This window comes from Arthrobacter sp. D5-1 (assembly GCF_017357425.1).
In the GTDB taxonomy this organism is placed as follows: domain Bacteria; phylum Actinomycetota; class Actinomycetes; order Actinomycetales; family Micrococcaceae; genus Arthrobacter.
Genome location: NZ_CP014571.1, coordinates 4,516,781 through 4,534,791, shown reverse-complemented (window position 1 = coordinate 4,534,791; position 18,011 = coordinate 4,516,781). Strand labels below are relative to the sequence as shown.

21 protein-coding genes are annotated in these 18,011 nt (G+C 63.4%); 13 read left to right on the top strand and 8 right to left on the bottom strand.

Annotation, left to right across the window (positions count from 1 at the left end):
• Window positions 1-56: 56 nt before the first annotated feature.
• Together AYX22_RS20920 and AYX22_RS20915 are read left to right on the top strand one after the other, a co-directional pair.
• Window positions 57-983 (top strand): SDR family oxidoreductase, encoded by a 927-nt coding sequence (locus AYX22_RS20920; RefSeq protein ID WP_089596635.1) that lies wholly within the window; start codon window positions 57-59, stop codon window positions 981-983.
• Window positions 984-1,005: 22 nt separating this feature from the next.
• The gene (locus AYX22_RS20915) at window positions 1,006-1,575 is read left to right on the top strand and encodes an isochorismatase family cysteine hydrolase (protein ID WP_207595381.1); all 570 of its coding nucleotides are present in this window, start codon (window positions 1,006-1,008) and stop codon (window positions 1,573-1,575) included.
• Here the strand turns inward: AYX22_RS20915 and AYX22_RS20910 are convergent.
• The 3 genes from AYX22_RS20910 to AYX22_RS20900 all read right to left on the bottom strand — a co-directional run bounded on the left by AYX22_RS20910 (window position 1,572) and on the right by AYX22_RS20900 (window position 3,258).
• Window positions 1,572-2,441 (bottom strand): AraC family transcriptional regulator, encoded by an 870-nt coding sequence (locus AYX22_RS20910; RefSeq protein ID WP_207595380.1) that lies wholly within the window; start codon window positions 2,439-2,441, stop codon window positions 1,572-1,574. The two genes, AYX22_RS20915 and AYX22_RS20910, sit on opposite strands and share 4 nt — an antisense overlap.
• A gap of 294 nt (window positions 2,442-2,735) precedes the next feature.
• Window positions 2,736-2,996: a hypothetical protein gene (locus tag AYX22_RS20905; protein ID WP_207595379.1), complete on the bottom strand. Its 261-nt coding sequence runs from the start codon at window positions 2,994-2,996 to the stop codon at window positions 2,736-2,738.
• A complete protein-coding gene (locus tag AYX22_RS20900; protein WP_089596629.1) occupies window positions 2,989-3,258 on the bottom strand; it encodes a GlsB/YeaQ/YmgE family stress response membrane protein in 270 nt (89 codons plus the stop codon). Before AYX22_RS20900 ends, AYX22_RS20905 begins: the two co-directional genes overlap by 8 nt.
• Before the next feature lie 583 nt (window positions 3,259-3,841).
• On the opposite strand from AYX22_RS20900, the gene AYX22_RS20895 reads away from it, so the two are divergent.
• Window positions 3,842-4,288: a hypothetical protein gene (locus AYX22_RS20895; RefSeq protein WP_207595378.1), complete on the top strand. Its 447-nt coding sequence runs from the start codon at window positions 3,842-3,844 to the stop codon at window positions 4,286-4,288.
• A 56-nt stretch (window positions 4,289-4,344) separates the two neighbouring features.
• Here AYX22_RS20895 and AYX22_RS20890 read toward each other — a convergent pair whose 3' ends face one another.
• Window positions 4,345-5,073 carry an alpha/beta hydrolase gene (locus AYX22_RS20890; RefSeq protein ID WP_207595377.1) on the bottom strand — a complete coding sequence of 243 codons (729 nt, stop codon included), beginning with the start codon at window positions 5,071-5,073 and terminating at the stop codon, window positions 4,345-4,347.
• A 231-nt stretch (window positions 5,074-5,304) separates the two neighbouring features.
• On the opposite strand from AYX22_RS20890, the gene AYX22_RS20885 reads away from it, so the two are divergent.
• The 7 genes from AYX22_RS20885 to AYX22_RS20855 are packed head-to-tail and all read left to right on the top strand — an operon-like array spanning window position 5,305 to window position 12,199.
• A complete protein-coding gene (locus AYX22_RS20885) occupies window positions 5,305-6,777 on the top strand; it encodes a fumarylacetoacetate hydrolase family protein (RefSeq protein WP_242703653.1) in 1,473 nt (490 codons plus the stop codon).
• Window positions 6,770-7,456 (top strand): GntR family transcriptional regulator, encoded by a 687-nt coding sequence (locus tag AYX22_RS20880; RefSeq protein ID WP_207595375.1) that lies wholly within the window; start codon window positions 6,770-6,772, stop codon window positions 7,454-7,456. Before AYX22_RS20885 ends, AYX22_RS20880 begins: the two co-directional genes overlap by 8 nt.
• 35 nt (window positions 7,457-7,491) lie before the next feature.
• On the top strand, window positions 7,492-9,003 hold the full coding sequence (gene hpaE, locus AYX22_RS20875; protein ID WP_207595374.1) for a 5-carboxymethyl-2-hydroxymuconate semialdehyde dehydrogenase: 1,512 nt from the start codon (window positions 7,492-7,494) through the stop codon (window positions 9,001-9,003).
• Window positions 9,004-9,040: 37 nt separating this feature from the next.
• Window positions 9,041-10,132 (top strand): 3,4-dihydroxyphenylacetate 2,3-dioxygenase, encoded by a 1,092-nt coding sequence (gene hpaD / locus AYX22_RS20870; RefSeq protein WP_207595373.1) that lies wholly within the window; start codon window positions 9,041-9,043, stop codon window positions 10,130-10,132.
• A gap of 3 nt (window positions 10,133-10,135) precedes the next feature.
• Complete coding sequence (gene hpaH, locus AYX22_RS20865) at window positions 10,136-10,921, top strand: 2-oxo-hept-4-ene-1,7-dioate hydratase (RefSeq protein WP_018779811.1); 786 nt, start codon at window positions 10,136-10,138, stop codon at window positions 10,919-10,921.
• The gene (locus AYX22_RS20860) at window positions 10,906-11,709 is read left to right on the top strand and encodes an HpcH/HpaI aldolase/citrate lyase family protein (RefSeq protein ID WP_207595372.1); all 804 of its coding nucleotides are present in this window, start codon (window positions 10,906-10,908) and stop codon (window positions 11,707-11,709) included. Before hpaH ends, AYX22_RS20860 begins: the two co-directional genes overlap by 16 nt.
• A gap of 52 nt (window positions 11,710-11,761) precedes the next feature.
• Window positions 11,762-12,199 (top strand): hypothetical protein, encoded by a 438-nt coding sequence (locus AYX22_RS20855; protein ID WP_207595371.1) that lies wholly within the window; start codon window positions 11,762-11,764, stop codon window positions 12,197-12,199.
• A gap of 11 nt (window positions 12,200-12,210) precedes the next feature.
• Here AYX22_RS20855 and AYX22_RS20850 read toward each other — a convergent pair whose 3' ends face one another.
• Both AYX22_RS20850 and AYX22_RS24180 read right to left on the bottom strand, forming a co-directional pair.
• Window positions 12,211-12,564: a nuclear transport factor 2 family protein gene (locus AYX22_RS20850; protein ID WP_207595370.1), complete on the bottom strand. Its 354-nt coding sequence runs from the start codon at window positions 12,562-12,564 to the stop codon at window positions 12,211-12,213.
• 53 nt (window positions 12,565-12,617) lie between these two features.
• Window positions 12,618-13,163, bottom strand: coding sequence for a hypothetical protein (locus AYX22_RS24180; RefSeq protein ID WP_242703434.1), 546 nt, complete (start codon window positions 13,161-13,163; stop codon window positions 12,618-12,620).
• Between the two features lie 299 nt (window positions 13,164-13,462).
• Between AYX22_RS24180 and AYX22_RS20840 the strand changes: the two genes are divergently transcribed.
• Window positions 13,463-14,671 carry an aspartate transaminase gene (locus tag AYX22_RS20840; RefSeq protein ID WP_207595369.1) on the top strand — a complete coding sequence of 403 codons (1,209 nt, stop codon included), beginning with the start codon at window positions 13,463-13,465 and terminating at the stop codon, window positions 14,669-14,671.
• A 33-nt stretch (window positions 14,672-14,704) separates the two neighbouring features.
• Complete coding sequence (locus tag AYX22_RS20835; protein ID WP_207595368.1) at window positions 14,705-15,379, top strand: 4-carboxy-4-hydroxy-2-oxoadipate aldolase/oxaloacetate decarboxylase; 675 nt, start codon at window positions 14,705-14,707, stop codon at window positions 15,377-15,379.
• A 256-nt stretch (window positions 15,380-15,635) separates the two neighbouring features.
• Here AYX22_RS20835 and AYX22_RS20830 read toward each other — a convergent pair whose 3' ends face one another.
• Window positions 15,636-15,857, bottom strand: a complete 222-nt coding sequence (locus tag AYX22_RS20830) for a hypothetical protein (RefSeq protein ID WP_207595367.1) — start codon at window positions 15,855-15,857, stop codon at window positions 15,636-15,638.
• A gap of 125 nt (window positions 15,858-15,982) precedes the next feature.
• Window positions 15,983-16,936 carry a LysR substrate-binding domain-containing protein gene (locus AYX22_RS20825; protein WP_207595366.1) on the bottom strand — a complete coding sequence of 318 codons (954 nt, stop codon included), beginning with the start codon at window positions 16,934-16,936 and terminating at the stop codon, window positions 15,983-15,985.
• Between the two features lie 285 nt (window positions 16,937-17,221).
• Between AYX22_RS20825 and AYX22_RS20820 the strand changes: the two genes are divergently transcribed.
• Window positions 17,222-18,010: a 5-oxoprolinase subunit PxpA gene (locus tag AYX22_RS20820; protein WP_207595365.1), complete on the top strand. Its 789-nt coding sequence runs from the start codon at window positions 17,222-17,224 to the stop codon at window positions 18,008-18,010.
• The last annotated feature ends 1 nt before the right edge of the window (window position 18,011 follow it).

Sequence of the window (18,011 nt, the reverse complement as noted above, 5' to 3'; positions counted from 1 at the left end):
AGTGCGAGAAGCGGTCAGCGCGGTTAGGCGGCGCCGAATGCGGGTAAGGAACAATCATGACTCATCATGATCCGGACAACTCCGGCCAGCCACAGAATCGTCTCACCTCTCCGCCGGCGGACCCCCGTCGCGGATACCACTCCGGCGAGTTCCCACAACAGGAGCAGGAACAACCGGGCCTGACCCGGCCCTTGGATCCGCAGCCGGACCACGGCGAGAAGAGTTACGTGGGACACGGCCGGCTGCAAGGCAAAACCGCGCTCATCACGGGCGGAGACTCCGGGATCGGCGCCGCTGTGGCTATCGCCTACGCCCGCGAGGGCGCGAAGGTAGCCATCAGTTACCTGCCGGAGGAAGAAGAAGACGCAAGGTCGACGGCGGAATGGATCCGCGAGTGCGGCTCGCAGGTGCTCCTCTTGCCCGGTGATGCGCGGGACGAGGCGTTCGCGGCCGAGATCGTGGAGCGGACCGTGCAGGAACTCGGCGGTCTCAACGTGGTGGTGTTGAACGCCGCTTACCAAAAGAACCGTGAAGGCCTGGAAACCATCCCCACGGAGGAGTTTGACCGCGTCTTCAAGACCAACCTGTACTCACTCATCTGGACTGCGCAGGCGGCCATTCCCCACCTGAGGCCAGGAGCATCGATCATTGTCACGGCCTCTATCCAGGCCTTCAACCCCTCCGCCCAGTTGGTGGACTACGCCATGACCAAGGCTGCCCAGGTGGCCTTCACCAAGGCCATGGCCGAAGAACTGGGGCCCAAGGGAATCCGGGTCAACGCCGTGGCCCCGGGACCCATCTGGACTCCGTTGATTCCCGCTACGGAATGGCCGGACAAGCTTCCCACGTTCGGCCAGGACACGCCGCTGGGCAGGGCCGGGCAGCCTGCTGAGCTGGCCCCGGCCTACGTGTTGCTTGCCTCGGATGAAGGCTCCTACATTTCCGGGGCCGTGCTTCCTGTGACGGGAGGCAAGGGATTGTGAGCCGCTTGGCCGGAGGGCGCCCATGATCGCCGTGCTGGTCATCGACATGCAGAACGCTTACTTCGAGGACCCCGCATTGAAGGCCCGCCAGGAAGAAGTTGTTGCTGCCTGCAACTCCCTGACCAGCGCAGCGCGTGAAGCGGGCGCATACGTGCTCTTGGTGGGAACCGTGCATGAACGGGACAAATCCACGTGGAGCCTGAATATGCTGGACGACGATCAAGGTTTCATCTTCCGGGGCAGTGGGCAGGCGGAGTTCGTAGCCGGCCTGCTCACTGCCGACCTTCCCCGGCTCTTCAAGACCCGGGACAGCGCCTTCTTCGGGACAGACCTCGCCATGCGGCTCCGGAACTGGGAGGTGGACACTGTGATCCTGGCCGGAATCTCCGCCCATAACTGCATCGCGCAGACTGCGGCCGACGCCTTCGCCCACAACATCAGGGTGATCTATGCTGCAGAGGCCACCGGCACGGAGAACGCCGAGGCCGCCGAGTCGGTGTTGCGGGTCTTTACCCGCGAATACCGGCAAGCCGTGCTGCCGCTGGAGGAGATCCTGCGGTTCCTCGAAGCCGGGCCCCCAGCCTGGTCCTAGCGATCGCCTGGTTCTTCCCGCTCCACCGGAATCCAGAGCTGTCCGCGGCCGCGGTTGCCCCCTTCCTCCGCCTGGACGCTGAGCAATTCCGGCCCCGGTGCCCACCTGTACGGGTTGGCCGGAAACCACTCAGTAGCAGCGTCCGCCCACATGCTTTGCAGGACCTCCGGGAAACTCCCCTCGGTTTCGAAAACCACCCACAGGCCCGCTGGAATGTCCAGGACGTCAAACCCCTCCGGTGCCGGCTGGCTGGACGCCACGGCATGCCAGTAGTCCAGCCCGCTTCCCTCGCTCCGCTGCTCATCGATGTTGTCAGTGACGGACAGCGGGCCCGCCGGCTCCATGTCTGACAGCCCCAGCAGGCGCTGGGTGACAGCGGGATCCAGGCCCCGTTGAAATTCGATGATGGCCTGGTTGGGTCCTTCGTGGACCAGGGGGACGCGGGCTTTCAGGCCAATGAGGCGGAAAGCGGATTTGTCTTCTATACGGTGTTTCATGTCGGTATTCCCTTCGACTCGCAGGTGGAACCTCAGCTGAGGTTGGGAATGAAGCACGGCGCCGGCCTGCCTCGCTTCAGACGGCGTGAGGCCGTGCATGGCCTTGAACGCACGGGTGAACGCCTCAGCAGAGGCATAGCCGTAGCGGACAGCAACGGCCAGGACTGTGCCGCCGTCGATGATCTCCGCCGTGGCCGCTGTCAGGCGGCGCCTCCGGATGTACTCCGAAACCGGCAACCCGGCCAAGGAGGAGAACATCCGCCGGAAGTGATACTCGGACGTCAAGGCGATCCTGGCCAAAGTCGCCACGTCAATGTCTGCCGTGAGGTCCTGCTCGATTGCCTCTATTGCCCGGTTCCACTCCTGCATGCTGACCTGTTCCTCGCCTTGTTTCCCTACCGTGTCTTCATTCCTGCCCTTGACACTACGGAGGGCTTGGGACCGATGCCCCACCTATCCTTGCCCGAAAATATCAGGGCCCGCTTCGATGGCCCGTTGCGATCAGAGCCGATCGGACGGCACGCCGCGCAGCGAAGCCCCGAAACGGGGCCACCTCCGCTGCCGGAATCCGATGCAACGCAAGGACCCGGAGGCTGCGGCTGCAGCACTCCGGGTCCTTGGTGTTATTCAGTTACTGCCGGTTAGGTGACAACCGGTTCATTCTTACGGGCGACTGGAGCCGGATGCTTCTTCATCCGGTTCGGATGAGAAGGGCCGGTCCTCAGGGATGTCTTCCGTGTTGTGCTCGTCCAGCTCAGCGTCGGCCGAGGGTACCGTCTTCTCGGCGTAGTCCCCTGCGGTGTAGTCGCCTCCGGCGTCTTCTTTCAGGGTTTCCGGGGATACCCCGGAATCGCCGTAGTCGCCCTCGGAGTACTGGCCTTCGAGGTCGTCGCCGTTGGCGTCGCGGTTCTGGTTGTTAGCCATGGTGGGTCCTGCGGCTGGTGACCAGGCCGTAGATCAGCAGCACGATGATGGAGCCGCCGATAGCCAGGAGCCAAGTGGTCAAGGAGAAGAATTCCTGCAGGCCCGTACCGAAGATCAGGCCACCGATCCAGCCGCCCAGAAGAGCGCCGACGACGCCCAACAGGAGGGTGATCAGCCAGCCGCCACCCTGGCGGCCCGGAAGGATAAGTTTAGCGATAGCGCCGGCCAGAAGACCGAGCAGAAGAAAACCAAAGAAACCCATTTTTGGTCCTACTTTCTTGTTGATGGAAATTCCATGAACGTGATGAAGCGAGTAAGTTCACCGGGTGCCTGTTCCGAGGTATAGGCACCGTAATGGGGCCCCTGGAGGCCCTATGGAATGTGGGGATTGGAACTGTTTATGCAACCCCGATGAATTTATGAAAAGCAGCCAATAAAGCACTCCTGCCGATTGGGTCGGTCTCGGTACTACACCAGTAACGCTAGCGGCTCCCGGGGCTAGTAGCAAGTAACCTGACTATTAGCTCAGCCTTGCTTGCGGGCCCGGAATGCCGGGGATCCGCGCCCCAGTGGCCCTCGGGGGAGTCCACTACGCCCTTAATGGCGGCCTCGATTTTCCCACCCGACTGCTGGAGGTCTGCCTGAGATGGCCCGCCGTGCCCCGGCCTGGAGGCCGCCGTCACCGGTGTTGCTTCCCGCGGTTACCCGCTGGCTGGCTTTGCGGATATTCCAAATGTTCTATTTCGGCAAATTACTATTGAGCATGCCGTAATCAATGGGCAGGTGACAGGTCATGCCCGCCGGGACTAGTGTCGAAGAATACCGCCTCGAAAGGAGTGATTCCTGTGAAAGGGAAAGCATTGTTCGCCGTTGGAGTGGCCGTTGGCTACGTCTGGGGATCCAAGTCCTGGCCGGAGGTGTATCGGCGCCTCCGCGGAGGCACTGAAAAGGTCTGGAAGAATCCGGAAGTCCAGGAGAACGTCCACCATGCAACTGAAGCTGTCCAGGAGTCGGTTCCGGACATCCTGGACAACCTCTATGAGGCCGGCAAAAAGCTGATGGAGAAGGCCGAGAGCATGTTCCCCGGCATTACCTCGCCGAAGGCGGACCAGCGGTCTGGTCCCTCACATACCAGCAACTCTTCCACTGGCCCTACTGTCACCACCGTCCCCACGGTCACGTCCGACGTCGTGTCGGACCCAGCCCGTGATGACACCACCGGAAGTGACTGGGCGGATGAGGGTGGCGCAGTGCCGGAGGGGCCCGCCACGAACACGCCGCCCAAGGCCTAAATCCCTCGAGCGTAGTACCCCTCACGTTGGACGGCCCCGGTCCCTGGGCTTCGGTGTCAGGGGAGGGCCGGCGTCGGGGGCTGCTTGGCGTGCTCCGCAGCGGTCAGGATCGCCTCTCCCAGTTCCTTCGGCTTGGTGAATTGCGGCCAGTGGCCCGTGGGAAGGTCGATGTAGTCCACGTCCCGGATCCGTGCGAGTTCGGCGGTGAATGGGTGCCCGGCGTCCATCCATTCCTTGAGGAGCGACGACGGGAACTGGCACGCGATGATCGTGGCCGGAACGTCGTACCTGCGGACGTCGCTCAGGTGCTGCTGGTCGAGTGCCACTCCCTTGGGCTCGGGGATGGCGCGGGCGCGGAAAGTTTCCTTCAGGTCATCGGTGAGGTCAACCAGGTCTTCGTCTTCGAACGCTTCCCAAGGCGGCAGCGGGATGTCGTCGCCGTCGTCGGGCAGCTCATCATTGATGACCCCACCCTCGCCAAGTGGTCCGCTGTCCACATAGATGGCGCGGGCCACACGGTCCGGGCGGGCGTCGACTGCGCCGTGGATGATGGCGCCGCCGCCTGAGTGGCCCACCAGGATAACGTTGCCCTCCAGCGAGTCCACTTTCGCTACCACCGCCTCGATGTGCGTCCGAAGACCGATGCCGGCGCGTGGAGCATCGGCAGATTCCAGGCCGGGCAAGGTCAGTGGGTGAACTGTATGGCCGGCGGCAACCAGCGGGGGAGTCACCTCCTCCCACGACGATGCGTCCAACCAGAAACCGGGTACGAGGATGATGTCCATGCCGGTACCCTACGGGAGGCCTCCGACAGGATGTAAGGGTGGTCGGCTAAGCGGCCTCCCACTGCCCCCACCAAGGACCAGCATTCCCACCCGCTTGGGCGCGGAAAGGGGGGTTGACGCGGGTCACATATCGGGTTCATAGTTATCGTATACGATTTCGTACCTGATGCAGCTCGAGGAAGAGGAGGCGCCGTGACAGTGGAGTTCCGGACCCAGGAAGTCAGCCAGGACATGCTGGCCCGGACGCGCAAAGTCATTGCCGTCCACGTCAACTACCCCAGCCGCGCGGCCCAGCGCGGGCGCACTCCCGATCAGCCGTCGTACTTCCTGAAACCGTCGTCGTCGTTGGCGCTCGGCTCCGCCGACGCCCCGGGCACTGTTGAGCGTCCCGCAGGTTGCGAACTGCTTGGCTATGAGGGCGAGATCGCGCTGGTGATTGGCAAGTCCGCCCGTCGCGTGGGTCTCGAGGATGCATGGAGCCACGTCGAGTGGGTCACGGCGTCCAACGACCTTGGTGTGTACGATCTCCGCTATGCGGACAAGGGCTCCAACGTCCGGTCCAAGGGCGGCGATGGTTTCACCCCCGTTGGCCCGGCGCTGATTCCGGCCGACGCCGTTGATCCCGCTGCTCTAAGGATCCGCACCTGGCACAACGGCCACCTCGTCCAGGATGACACCACCGAGGACCTGCTCTTCCCTTTCGCGCAGCTCGTTGCGGACCTTTCGCAGCTGCTCACGCTCGAGGAGGGCGACATCATCCTCACCGGAACACCGGCAGGCGCCTCGGTGGCCAAGCCGGGTGACGTCGTCGAAATCGAGGTCACCGGCGGTGACTTCAGCAGTGGCCGCCTGGCCACCAAAGTCACGGAAGGCACGACGCCGTTCGCGGACTTTGGTGCCCGCCCCAAGACTGATGATACTCAGCGTGAGGAGGCCTACGGATCGCGGGAAGCTGCCGGTCTGGAGGCTTCGGGACCGGCAGCTGCCGAGAGTGTCCTGACGCCGGAGTTGAAGGCGAAATTGGAGTCCGTCGCCACCGCCACCCTGTCCTCCCAGCTCCGCAAGCGAGGGCTGAACAATGTGAGCATCGACGGCCTGCAGGCCACCCGGCCCGACCGCAAGGTAGTAGGGCTGGCCCGCACCCTGCGCTATGTGCCCAACCGTGAAGACCTCTTCGCAACCCACGGCGGCGGATTCAACGCCCAGAAGCGGGCCATCGACTCCGTGAACGACGGCGAAATCCTGGTCATGGAAGCCCGCGGCGAGAAAGGCACCGGCACCGTGGGTGACATCCTGGCGCTGCGTGCCCAGGTCCGTGGAGCGGCGGCGATCATTACCGACGGCGGCGTCCGCGACTACTCCGCCGTGGCCGACTTGGAGATGCCCACCTACTTCGCCAATCCGCACCCGGCAGTCCTCGGACGCCGGCACATCCCGTGGGACACGGACATCACCATCGCCTGCGGTGGTGCAACTGTCCAGCCCGGCGACATCATCGTGGCCGACTCCGACGGCATCCTGGTGATTCCGCCGGCCATCGCCGAGGAACTGGTGGACGACTGCATCCAGCAGGAAAAAGAAGAGACCTTCATCTTCCAGATGGTCCAGGAAGGCAACAGCGTGGACGGGCTGTACCCGATGAACAAGGACTGGCAGGCACGCTTCCAGGAGTGGCAGAGCCGGCAAGGAGCCCACAGTGACTGAAACCGCCGTCGGAAGTACCGCCGTCGAAAACGCCGGAGCCCAAAGTAAGTCCCAGCAGGCGTATGCCGCCGTGAAGGCGAGGATCGTTGAGGGCGCTTATACGCCGGGTTACCGCTTGGTACTCGCCAAGATTGCTGAGGACTTGGGTTTCAGCGTGGTCCCGGTTCGCGAAGCGATCCGCCGCCTGGAGGCTGAAGGGCTGGTGAAGTTCGAGCGGAACGTGGGCGCTACGGTGTCCGGAATCGACCCCACCGAGTACCTGTACACCATGCAGACCCTGAGCATCGTGGAAGGTGCGGCCACGGCGTTGTCCGCGCCGCTGATTGACTCGGTCTCCATTGCCCGTGCCCGTGCGGTGAACGAGGAGATGCGGGAGTGCCTGGAGCACTTTGATCCGGTCCGCTTCACCTCCTTGAACCAGGACTTCCACAGTGTCCTGTTTGAGCACTGCCCCAACCCGCACATTCTTGACCTGGTCCACCGGGGCTGGAACCGGCTGGCCTCCATCCGGTCCTCGACCTTCCGTTTCGTCCCTGGCCGAGCGCAGGAATCGGTACGGGAACACGAAGCTTTGCTGCAGCTCATCGAGAGCGGTGCAGACGCCGACACCATCGAAAAAGCAGCCCGCCAGCACCGCGCTTCCACCCTGGACGCCTACCTGGCCCAAGCCAAGCAATAACTACCAACCACTGATCGCTAGTTAGGACTTCAACGATGACGACCTCAGTAGAGACCGCCAAGCACTACATCCCAGAGAACCTGCCGTCCCACATCCAGCACTTCATCAACGGCGAGTTCGTTGATTCGGTATCCGGCAAGACCTTCGATGTCCTGGACCCGGTATCGAACGGCAACTACGCCACCGCTGCCGCCGGCCAGAAGGAAGATATCGACCTCGCCGTCGCCGCGGCACGTGAGGCATTCGTCAATGGCCCGTGGCCGAAGATGAAGCCGCGCGAACGCGCCCGGGTGCTGAACAAGATCGCCGATGCCGTCGAGGCACAGGAAGCCCGCCTCGCCGAGCTGGAGACGTTCGATACCGGTCTGCCAATCACCCAGGCCAAGGGCCAGGCACTCCGGGCTGCCGAAAACTTCCGCTTCTTTGCTGATCTGATCGTGGCGCAGTTCGACGACGCCATGAAGGTCCCGGGCTCGCAGATCAACTACGTGAACCGGAAGCCGATTGGCGTCGCAGGCCTGATCACGCCGTGGAACACCCCGTTCATGCTTGAGTCCTGGAAGCTCGCCCCGGCGCTGGCCACCGGCAACACTGTGGTGCTGAAGCCGGCCGAGTTCACGCCTTTGTCCGCCTCGCTCTGGGCGCAGATCTTCAAGGATGCGGGCCTGCCCGACGGTGTGTTCAACCTGGTCAACGGCCTGGGCGAAGAAGCCGGCGATGCCCTCGTGAAGCACCCCGACGTGCCGCTGATCTCCTTCACCGGCGAGACCACCACGGGCCAGACCATCTTCCGCAACGCCGCCGCCAACCTCAAAGGCCTGTCCATGGAGCTCGGTGGCAAGTCCCCGTGCGTCGTGTTCGCCGATGCCGATCTGGACGCCGCAATCGATTCGGCGCTGTTCGGGGTATTCTCCCTCAACGGCGAACGCTGCACCGCTGGTTCCCGCATCCTCGTGGAACGTGCCATCTACGACGAGTTCTGCGAAAAGTACGCCGCCCGGGCCAAGAACATCGTGGTGGGCGATCCCCACGACCCCAAGACCCAGGTGGGTGCCTTGGTTCACCCGGAGCACTACAACAAGGTGGCGTCCTACGTGGAGATCGGCAAGTCTGAAGGTCGGCTCCTCGCCGGCGGCGGCAGGCCCGACCACTTGCCCGAAGGCAACTACATCGCACCGACGGTGTTCGCCGACGTCGCGCCTGACGCGCGGATCTTCCAGGAGGAAATCTTCGGTCCCGTCGTGGCCATCACGCCGTTCGAGAACGACGACGAAGCCCTCGCCTTGGCCAACAACACCAAGTACGGCCTGGCGGCCTACATCTGGACCCAAAACCTGACCCGGGCCCACAACTTCTCCCAGAACGTCGAAGCCGGCATGGTGTGGCTCAACAGCCATAACGTCCGTGATCTCCGCACCCCGTTCGGCGGCGTGAAAGCCTCCGGACTGGGCCATGAGGGCGGCTACCGCTCCATCGATTTCTACACCGACCAGCAGGCCGTGCACATCACCCTCGGAGCTGTTCACACTCCCAAATTCGGCGCCTAGCGCTTCCCACCAGACCTTTCAACGAAGAGAGAATCCCATGAGCAACTTCACCGGCCCCATCCCCACCCCCACAGTCCCGGCACCGGACATCGTCCGCTGCGCCTACCTGGAACTGGTGGTCACGGACCTGGCCAAGTCCCGCGCGTTCTACGTGGACCTCCTCGGCCTGCACGTCACTGAAGAGGACGAGAACACCATCTACCTGCGCTCCTTCGAGGAGTTCATCCACCACAACCTGGTCCTCCGCAAGGGCCCGGTCGCAGCCGCTGCAGCCTTCGCCTACCGCGTAAAGTCCCCGGCGGAGGTGGACGCCGCCGAGGCCTACTACCGCGAACTGGGCTGCCGGGTGGAGCGCCGCAAGGAAGGCTTCACCAAGGGCGTGGGCGACTCCGTCCGCGTGGAGGACCCGCTGGGCTTCCCATACGAGTTCTTCTACGACGTGGAGCACGTCGAACGCCTCACCCAGCGCTACGACCTCTACTCCGCCGGTGAGTTGGTCCGCCTGGACCACTTCAACCAGGTCACCCCGGACGTCCCACGCGGCCGCAAGTACCTGGAGGACCTGGGCTTCCGCGTCTCGGAAGACATCAAGGATTCCGACGGCGTCACGTACGCCGCGTGGATGCACCGCAAGCAGACCGTGCACGACACCGCCCTGACCGGAGGCAACGGACCCCGCCTGCACCACATCGCCTTCTCCACGCATGAGAAGCACAACATCATCCAGATCTGCGACAAGATGGGTGCCCTGCGCATCTCCGACAGGATCGAACGCGGACCCGGACGCCACGGTGTGTCCAACGCGTTCTATCTCTACATCCTGGACCCGGACGGCCACCGCGTGGAGATCTACACCCAGGACTACTACACCGGCGACCCGGACAACCCCACCGTCACCTGGGATGTCCACGACAACCAGCGGCGCGACTGGTGGGGCAACCCCGTCGTCCCGTCCTGGTACACCGAGGCCTCCTTGGTCCTGGACCTCGACGGCAACCCGCAGCCCATCATCGAGCGGACTGATGCTTCTGAGATGGCTGTCACCGTCGGCGCCGACGGCTTCTCCTACACCCGACCCGAGGGTGCTTCAGATACGGCGGAGGGCTTCAAGCTGGGAGCCCAGGTCTAAACCATGCTGGACGCGAAGACGATCGAAGCCATTGCCGACGAGCTCCTCGAAGCCGGCCGGAACCGTAAACCGGTCCCGCGCCTGACCGCGCGCTACCCCGACATGACGGTGGAGGACTCGTACGCCGTGCAGCAGCTGTGGATGCGGCGGAACGAGGAAGCGGGGCGCACGTTGGTGGGGCGCAAGATCGGCCTCACGTCCAAGGCCATGCAGGCCGCCACGGGCATCACCGAGCCGGATTATGGTGCCATTTTCGATGACATGGTCCTGGAAACCGGCTGTTCCGTGGAGTGGGACAAGTACACCCATCCCCGGGTTGAGGTGGAACTGGCCTTCGTGTTGAAGTCCGGCCTCAAAGGGCCCGGCTGCACGATTTTCGATGTCCTCAACGCCACCGATTACGTGGTTCCGGCCCTCGAGATCCTGGACTCCAGGATCGAAATGGAGGGCCGGACCATCGTGGACACCATCTCGGACAATGCCGCGATGGGTGCCATGGTGGTGGGTGGCCGCCCGGTTCGGCCCGACGCGGTCGACCTCCGTTGGGTGTCCGCCATCCTGTACAAAAACCAGACCGTGGAGGAGACCGGAGTGGCCGCCGGGGTGCTGGATCATCCGGCCAACGGCGTGCACTGGCTGGCCAACAAGATCGCCGCGCACGGGGATTCCATGAAGGCCGGAGATATCATCCTGGCGGGCTCGTTTACGCGCCCACTCTGGGTGTACAAAGGTGATACCGTGCACGCTGACTACGGACCGTTGGGAGTTGTGACATGTCACTTCAGCTGAGCCCCACCTTCTATTCGGCCCTCTCCGAGGCTGGCCGTCCGTTGGCCGGCATGTGGGTTTGTTCCGGTAGTCCCTTGGTTGCGGAAATTTGCGCCGGTTCCGGCCTGGACTGGGTCCTGATCGACGCCGAGCACAGCCCCAACGGACTGGAATCCATCCTTGCCCAGCTTCATGCCGTGAGCGGATACCCAGTGCAGGCCATGGTCCGGCCACCCGTCAACGACACCGTGGTCATCAAGCAATACCTTGACCTCGGTGTGCAAAACCTCCTCATTCCCATGGTGAACTCGGCTTTCGAGGCCGCGTCCGCCGTCGCCGCTGTCCGCTATCCGCCGCATGGTGTCCGCGGTGTTGGCTCGGCACTCGCCCGGGCTTCGCGCTGGAACCGGGTCCCCGACTATTTGGCGTCGGCGTCGGAATCCATCAGCCTCACGGTCCAAATCGAATCCGAGGCTGCGGCGTCGGCTGTGGAGGAGATCCTGGCCGTCGACGGTGTCGATGGCATTTTCCTCGGCCCCTCGGACCTCGCCGCTTCCATGGGCCTGCTGGGACAGCAGGAGAATCCCTTGGTGAGGGCCGTCGTCGAGCATTGCCTGGCAGCCGCCAAAGCGGCTGGAAAGCCGGCGGGCGTGAACGCCTTCAACGAGACAACCGCGCGGGCGTATCTCGACGCCGGTGCCTCCTTCGTGCTGGTCGGCGCGGATGTTGCTGTGCTGGCCCGCGCGTCGGAAGGGTTCGCGTCCACGTTCCTTCCTGTGTCCGAAACGGCTGACCGCGAAAGCTACTGACCGTCCCCAGTGGGTTAGGCTCGACGGAACGAGAGCCTGAGGGGGCAGAGCCATGAATCGTCGTGTCTTAGCCGTGCTTGCTGTTGCAGCCGGTATTGGACTTGCCGGCTGCTCGGCGCCGGCGGGGCTGAAAGCGCTGGACAGGGAAGCGACGGCGGAGGACAAGCTTCCGGAGTCCATGAGCCTTACAGGCGTGGATCTGGACGTCGACGCCGGGACAGTCCGGTTGCTGGCAACCGACGACGGCGTGAGGTACTTCGCAGCCCGTGGTTCCACTGCAGGGACCGTCTGCTTGATCGTGGCCCCCGAAGCTGTCCCGGAACGGTGGCGTGCTGCCTGCGGCGGAGCGGCGACGGACGAGGAGATCCTTGCCCTGACTGGCGTTGACGGGTCCACGACGAAGTTCATCAGGGACGGAGTCGACGCCAGCCAACCGAAGTATGAGGGCTGGAAGCAGATTCACGAGAATGTGCTGATCGTCGCCCGCTGAACCGTGGAAGGCTACTTCCGCGCCATGAACCATTCAGTGAATTCGCGGGCACGGCCATCCTCAGCGAAGCGGATGACCCACAGGTTGTCGTAGGTGGGGTCGCCGTTCAGGTACGTGGTCAAGCCTTGGACGAAGGCCGTGTCACCGTCCTTGCCCAGGAGCGTCCATTCGAAGGTCCAGTCCTCAGGCTTGTCACCGGCGGCGGCCCATGCCTTCACGATTTCCTCGTGGCCGTTCCATGGTTTCGCCGTGTTGGGGCGGTCGTTGTAGACGGCGTCCTCGGTGAAAAGTGCCCTGATTTCCTCAGGGTCATTCGAGGTCCACGCCCGTTCGTACTGGTCCATCCAAGAGTTCACGTCGCTCATTCCTCCGTTCTACCCTGCTGCTGGGCCGGGTTCAACGGGACGCTGCCATGAAACTAAGCAGGACGCGCGATTCCCCGGGTGGACCTGCGGATGTGGTCCGGTGTCAGCCCTGTCAGGGAAGCCAACTCAAGGTCATCACAGACCTGGTTCCGCAGGGCCATGACGATCAACGCTTCCCGGCGGTCAGTGATCTGGTCCCGATGCCGTTCCGCAGCTGCCAACTCGGTGCTTTTGGCCCTCAACGCCGCGACGTGTGCATCGCGGGGGAGTCCGCTTGGGTGGAGATCGTCATAAGCCAAACCGATGGTCCGGACGGCGCGCAGATTCTCTCCAGTCACCGCAGATACCGTGGTCAGAGTCAGCCCGTCCTCCAGGGCTTGGGCGATCAGCTCGTTCCTCGCGGCTGTCAGGGTCCGGATGGCGCTTGACGCATGGGAGAGGAGTTGCCGGTGCGCGGCGAGGGCACGCGCGAGCCTGGCATGCTCCCCGTCGACCTGCGACCGCGGCGCCTTGGCCCGGTAGGTGTACCTGCCGGTTACTGAACGGCCTTGCCGTGGCTGGACCGGGGAGGGCAGGGCGGACCGGTTGCGGGTTGGCATGGGCTCCCCTTCGAAACTCTTTGACTGACTCTTCTGACACCTCGAATCTAGGCAGCGTTCACCGCACCAAGGAAATACCAATACCGCGTGAACCCATAAGCAAAGTGCATGGAAGGGTACCCATATGCGCACAGATGTGCCCGTTTGGGAGCAGGGAACCCATAAAGGCCCCCGTGTCATAAGACCCCCTTATAGATCCACGCACATTAGGTCTTATCCAGCGCGCGAACCAATCCCTAGTCTCGAAAAAGGGGATACGCGAATCCGCGCGTCCTGAGTTCCACATTCCTGGAGGAGACATGTCCGACTACCTGCCGGCGTCGAGGGTCACCCGCATCAAGTCCTCAGCGAGCGTCGCCGCGGCCGCCCGCGTCCGCGAACTGAAAGCTGAAGGCATCCCGATCATCGACCTCACCGTCGGCGAGCCGGACTTCGACACCCCTGACCACATTAAGGCCGCCGCGATCGACGCCATTAAAGCCGGCGAGACCAAGTACACCTCGGTGACCGGTACACCTGAACTGCAGACCGCCATCCTCCGCAAGATCGAAGGCCACACGAGGCAGCACTACGAGCGGAACCAGCTGACCATCGGCGGCGGCGCGAAACAGGTCCTCTACGTTGCGCTGATGGCTTCGCTTAACGAGGGCGATGAAGTGATCGTCCCGGCCCCGTACTGGGTTTCCTACCCGGACATGGTGCTCGCCAACGACGGCACCCCTGTGATCGTCCCCTGTGGCGAAGACACCGGTTTCAAGCTGACCCCTGATGCTTTGGCCAAGGCCATCACCCCCAGGACCAAGTGGCTCATCCTGAACGCACCATCCAACCCGACCGGTGCCGTCTACTCCCGCGAAGAGCTCCAGGCCCTGGGCGCGGTCCTCGAGGAGAACCCGCATGTCTTCATCCTGACCGATGAGATCTACGACGAGGTCTACTTCGGTGACGGCCGCGTCACCAGCCTGGTCACCGCGGTACCCGCCTTGAAGGACCGCATCCTGCTGGTCAACGGTGTGTCCAAGGCCTACGCGATGACCGGCTGGCGCCTCGGCTACGGCGTCGGACCTGCCCCGCTGATCGCGGCCATGAACAAGCTGCAGTCCCAGACGTCGTCGTGCCCGTCGTCGATCAGCCAGGCTGCCGCCACGGCGGCGCTGAACGGCGACCAGTCCTTCGTCCGCGACAGCGCGGAGGTGTACCGCAAACGCCGGGACACCGCCGTCGACGGTTTGAACGCCGTCAACGGCCTGTCCGTTGCGCCCGCGGAAGGCGCGTTCTACGCGTACGTGAACTGCAGCGGTGCGATCGGCAAGACCACGCCCGACGGAAATGTCATCGAAAACGACCAGGACTTCACGCTCTACTTGCTGGACGCTGCGCGCGTCGCCGTCATCCAGGGCTCGGCTTACGGACTTGGCCCGTACTTCCGGATCTCCTTCGCCACGTCGCTGGAGACCATCAACGCCGGCGTGGACTCCATCCGCGACGCCGTTAACGCCCTCACCTAAGCCCTCACCAGGCCCCCACAGAAAGATCCGACCATGATCCACGTCAAAACCAAGTTCGAGCGCCCCGACGCTGACGTCGTCAGCCGCCTCGCAAAGTTCTCCTCTGCCACGATCCACGAAGCCCAGGGCCGCCGCGGCGCGCTGAGCTCCAAGATCAAGCCGATCGACCGCTCCATGTCCTTCTGCGGTCCGGCAGTCACTGTGGCCTGTGCTCCGCAGGACAACCTCATGCTCCAGGTCGCCATCCACTACGCCCAGGCTGGCGACGTCGTCCTGGTAGGGGCGCAGGAGATGGCCGAGGCCGGCACGTTCGGTGACGTCCTGGGCAACGCCATGAAGGCCAAGGGCGTCGCCGCCATGGTCACCGATTCAGGCGTCCGCGACACACAGGACCTGATCGAGCTGGGCCTGCCTGTCTTCTCGAGCAGCGTCAGCATCAAGGGCACGGTCAAGGAAACGCTCGGCCCCATCAACCACCCCATCGTCTTCGGCGACGAGATCATCTACCCCGGTGACATTCTCCGCGGCGATGCCGACGGCGTGGTGGTGGTCCGCCGCGAAGAGGCTGAGGAAGTCATCGCCCTCTCCCAGGCGCGCGACGACCACGAGCGCGAGCTCATCAAGCTCTACCATGACGGCGGCAACACCATCGAGCTCTGCGGCCTCACGGAAAAGCTCAAGGAAAAGGGCCTCCTGGTCGAGGACTGACTCTCCAGCCAGGGCCGGTCACTGCGGTGACCGGCCCTTTGGCGTGCTCTTGTTCCCGGTACGGCGCGTTGGGGCCCTGTCTGGTGGGTACGGCGCGTGTGCCCGGTGTCGCGGCGGTGCCGAGGGCGCGGAAAGGCGCGGTGCCGAAGGCACGGAAAAGGCGCCGTGCCGGGTGGCAAGGCGCCTTAGGGTGCTGCAGGCTCAGTTAGCGTTCGACGGCGGACGGCCGGGTCGGCGGGTCGGTGCGAATCCGGCGTCAGTCCAGTCCGGAATGGCCGGGGCGCGTGTCCACCAGATGCCATTCGATGCTGTTGCCGGCATGCGTGGGTATCAGGCTGCCTTCAAAAATGAACAGGGGCTCGCCGATGCCGCCAACAGGACGCCAGAAACCATTTCGTGGGCAGTGAAATCCTGTCCGTGCGCTGATCGTTCCGCGGGTTGGATTTGAAACCCATCCGGCCGTGCTGATCTTTTTCACCGTTTTATCCTTTGAATATGCTTCCGGTCCGCCGGAGGCTGCTTTCGAATTACTTCTTAATTCGATACTAGGAAATTAAAACCGGCTTGAATAAGACCAAAGCTGTTTGTCCGGATAAGACTTTGTTATGGATGGGCGGGCAGCTGGACGGGGTCCGTTCCGTACTTGTTGATGAGCTGTTGATGCAGCATCTCCTTGACCACCAGCAGCACAGCCGAGGCCGCCTCGGACAGGGGCTCATGATCCGGAGTGCAGAGGGCGATCTTGCTCTGCAGGCCCGGTTCGACGATCCGCAACACTTTGAAGTCCTGCTCCGGGAAGAGCGCGTCGGCGGCTGACTTCGGCAGTACGGTGCCACCCAGGTTGGCCCGGATGAGCCTGGTCAGCGAAGGGACAGACTCCACCTCGCCCACCAGCCGCAACGGCAAGTCCTGCTCCGACAGGCCTTTCTCTATGAGCTGGCGCAGGGTGTGGTTCTTCTCGGGAAGGAAAAGCCCCACGGTGCTGGCTTCCTTCAGCGTGACGGTGTCCTGGCTGGCGCTGCCTTGGGCCACGTCCATGTCGGGGTGGACCACCAGGTGAAGGTCCTCCACGATCATGGTGGTGAACTGGACGCCGCGGATCTTTCCCGGCTCGTAGATCAGCGCCATATCAAGGCGGCCGTTCTTGATGGCCTCGCTCAGGACGCCGCCAAAAATCTCGGTCAAGTGGACCACGATGTCGGGGTAGCGGCGGCCTACTTCGCTGATGATGTGCGGTGTCAGGCTGGATGCCATGCTGTAGGGCGCGATGGCGATGGAAACCCTGCCCGATGGCGCAGCGCCGGAGGAGGCAACGTCCTGACGGGCCTGCTCAACCAGGCGCAGGATCGACTGCGCGTGACGGTAAAGGGTGTGTCCGGCGGCTGTAGGTTCCACGCCTTGCTTGCTACGGATCAGCAGGCGCTGCTTGAGGTCGTTCTCAAGCGCAGACACCTGCTGGCTCAGGGCCGGCTGGGCTACATGCAGCGCCGCAGCGGCCTTCGTTATGCTCCCCGAGTCGACAATTTGCACGAAGTACGAGAGCTTCCGCGTGTCCATGGATCCACCTTTCTGGTTGTTCAAATATAGACGCACCCGCCGTAGGCCACCCTCTGCGACTACCACCACAGGCCTCAGTGGCCCACGTCATAACGGAGAGCTATCACGGGATAGTGAATAGGTCTTTGTGCAAGGCAGTTGGAGGGTGCGAGACTTTTGGAAAGAACTTCAGGCGATGCTTTGGATATCCAAAAGCGCCAGCCATTTCCCGGAAATTCAACTTACCTCCTGAGGGTGATCCTTGAATTCCGAACCATGAATGCAAAACCACGGAAAGAGAACCACGTGAACCCGACAATTGATCTTGTAGCGGATCTTGGAGAGGGATTCGGCGCGTACACCATCGGCGACGATTCCGAACTCCTGGAGATCGTTTCAAGCGCAAATATCGCATGTGGGTTCCACGCCGGTGATCCGGACATCATGGCCGCCACTGTTGCCGAATGTGTTCGCCGCGGAGTCGGCATCGGAGCACACCCGAGCTTCCCTGATCTGCGCGGCTTCGGCCGCAGGGACATGGGCCTCTCCGCAGCAGAGGTTCAGAACGATGTCCTCTACCAACTCGGCGCCTTGAACGGTTTCGCCGCATTCCACGGGACAAGGGTCACGCACCTCGCACCGCACGGCCGGTTGGGCAACCTCGTCGCTGTCCGCGCCGACTACGCCAAAGCAGTGGCAGAAGCCGCAGCCCGCGTGGACAACGAACTCATCGTGGTGGCACAGGAAGGCGAACTGGCCAAGGCCTCACGCGAAGCCGGCTTGAACGTTGCCATCGTTGGCATCGTGGACCGGGCGTACCAGGAAGACGGCACGCTGGTTCCCCGCAGCCAGCCCGGCGCTGTCCTGCACGATCCTGCTGAGATCGTGGAGCGGACCCTGCGCATGGTGGTTGAGGGCAAGATCCGCTGCGCCAACGGTGCCGACATGGATATCGACGTCGATACCGTCCTCCTCCACGGAGACAACCCCGGCGCCGTTGAACTGGCCCGGCTGATTCGTTCGGAGCTCATCTCGGCCGGCGTCCGCATCGCCCCTCTGGCAGAGGTCATGGACGCCAAGAGGAAGGCAGCCTGAC

What these genes read in the sequence shown, in the direction of transcription:
- AYX22_RS20920 (WP_089596635.1), top strand. Translation starts at nt 57, where the DNA reads ATGACTCATCATGATCCGGACAACTCCGGCCAGCCACAGAATCGTCTC.
- AYX22_RS20915 (WP_207595381.1), top strand. Translation starts at nt 1,006, where the DNA reads ATGATCGCCGTGCTGGTCATCGACATGCAGAACGCTTACTTCGAGGAC.
- AYX22_RS20910 (WP_207595380.1), bottom strand. Translation starts at nt 2,441, where the DNA reads ATGCAGGAGTGGAACCGGGCAATAGAGGCAATCGAGCAGGACCTCACG.
- AYX22_RS20905 (WP_207595379.1), bottom strand. Translation starts at nt 2,996, where the DNA reads ATGGCTAACAACCAGAACCGCGACGCCAACGGCGACGACCTCGAAGGC.
- AYX22_RS20900 (WP_089596629.1), bottom strand. Translation starts at nt 3,258, where the DNA reads ATGGGTTTCTTTGGTTTTCTTCTGCTCGGTCTTCTGGCCGGCGCTATC.
- AYX22_RS20890 (WP_207595377.1), bottom strand. Translation starts at nt 5,073, where the DNA reads ATGGACATCATCCTCGTACCCGGTTTCTGGTTGGACGCATCGTCGTGG.
- AYX22_RS20885 (WP_242703653.1), top strand. Translation starts at nt 5,305, where the DNA reads ATGCTGGCCCGGACGCGCAAAGTCATTGCCGTCCACGTCAACTACCCC.
- hpaE (WP_207595374.1), top strand. Translation starts at nt 7,492, where the DNA reads ATGACGACCTCAGTAGAGACCGCCAAGCACTACATCCCAGAGAACCTG.
- hpaD (WP_207595373.1), top strand. Translation starts at nt 9,041, where the DNA reads ATGAGCAACTTCACCGGCCCCATCCCCACCCCCACAGTCCCGGCACCG.
- hpaH (WP_018779811.1), top strand. Translation starts at nt 10,136, where the DNA reads ATGCTGGACGCGAAGACGATCGAAGCCATTGCCGACGAGCTCCTCGAA.
- AYX22_RS20860 (WP_207595372.1), top strand. Translation starts at nt 10,906, where the DNA reads ATGTCACTTCAGCTGAGCCCCACCTTCTATTCGGCCCTCTCCGAGGCT.
- AYX22_RS20855 (WP_207595371.1), top strand. Translation starts at nt 11,762, where the DNA reads ATGAATCGTCGTGTCTTAGCCGTGCTTGCTGTTGCAGCCGGTATTGGA.
- AYX22_RS20850 (WP_207595370.1), bottom strand. Translation starts at nt 12,564, where the DNA reads ATGAGCGACGTGAACTCTTGGATGGACCAGTACGAACGGGCGTGGACC.
- AYX22_RS24180 (WP_242703434.1), bottom strand. Translation starts at nt 13,163, where the DNA reads ATGCCAACCCGCAACCGGTCCGCCCTGCCCTCCCCGGTCCAGCCACGG.
- AYX22_RS20840 (WP_207595369.1), top strand. Translation starts at nt 13,463, where the DNA reads ATGTCCGACTACCTGCCGGCGTCGAGGGTCACCCGCATCAAGTCCTCA.
- AYX22_RS20835 (WP_207595368.1), top strand. Translation starts at nt 14,705, where the DNA reads ATGATCCACGTCAAAACCAAGTTCGAGCGCCCCGACGCTGACGTCGTC.
- AYX22_RS20825 (WP_207595366.1), bottom strand. Translation starts at nt 16,936, where the DNA reads ATGGACACGCGGAAGCTCTCGTACTTCGTGCAAATTGTCGACTCGGGG.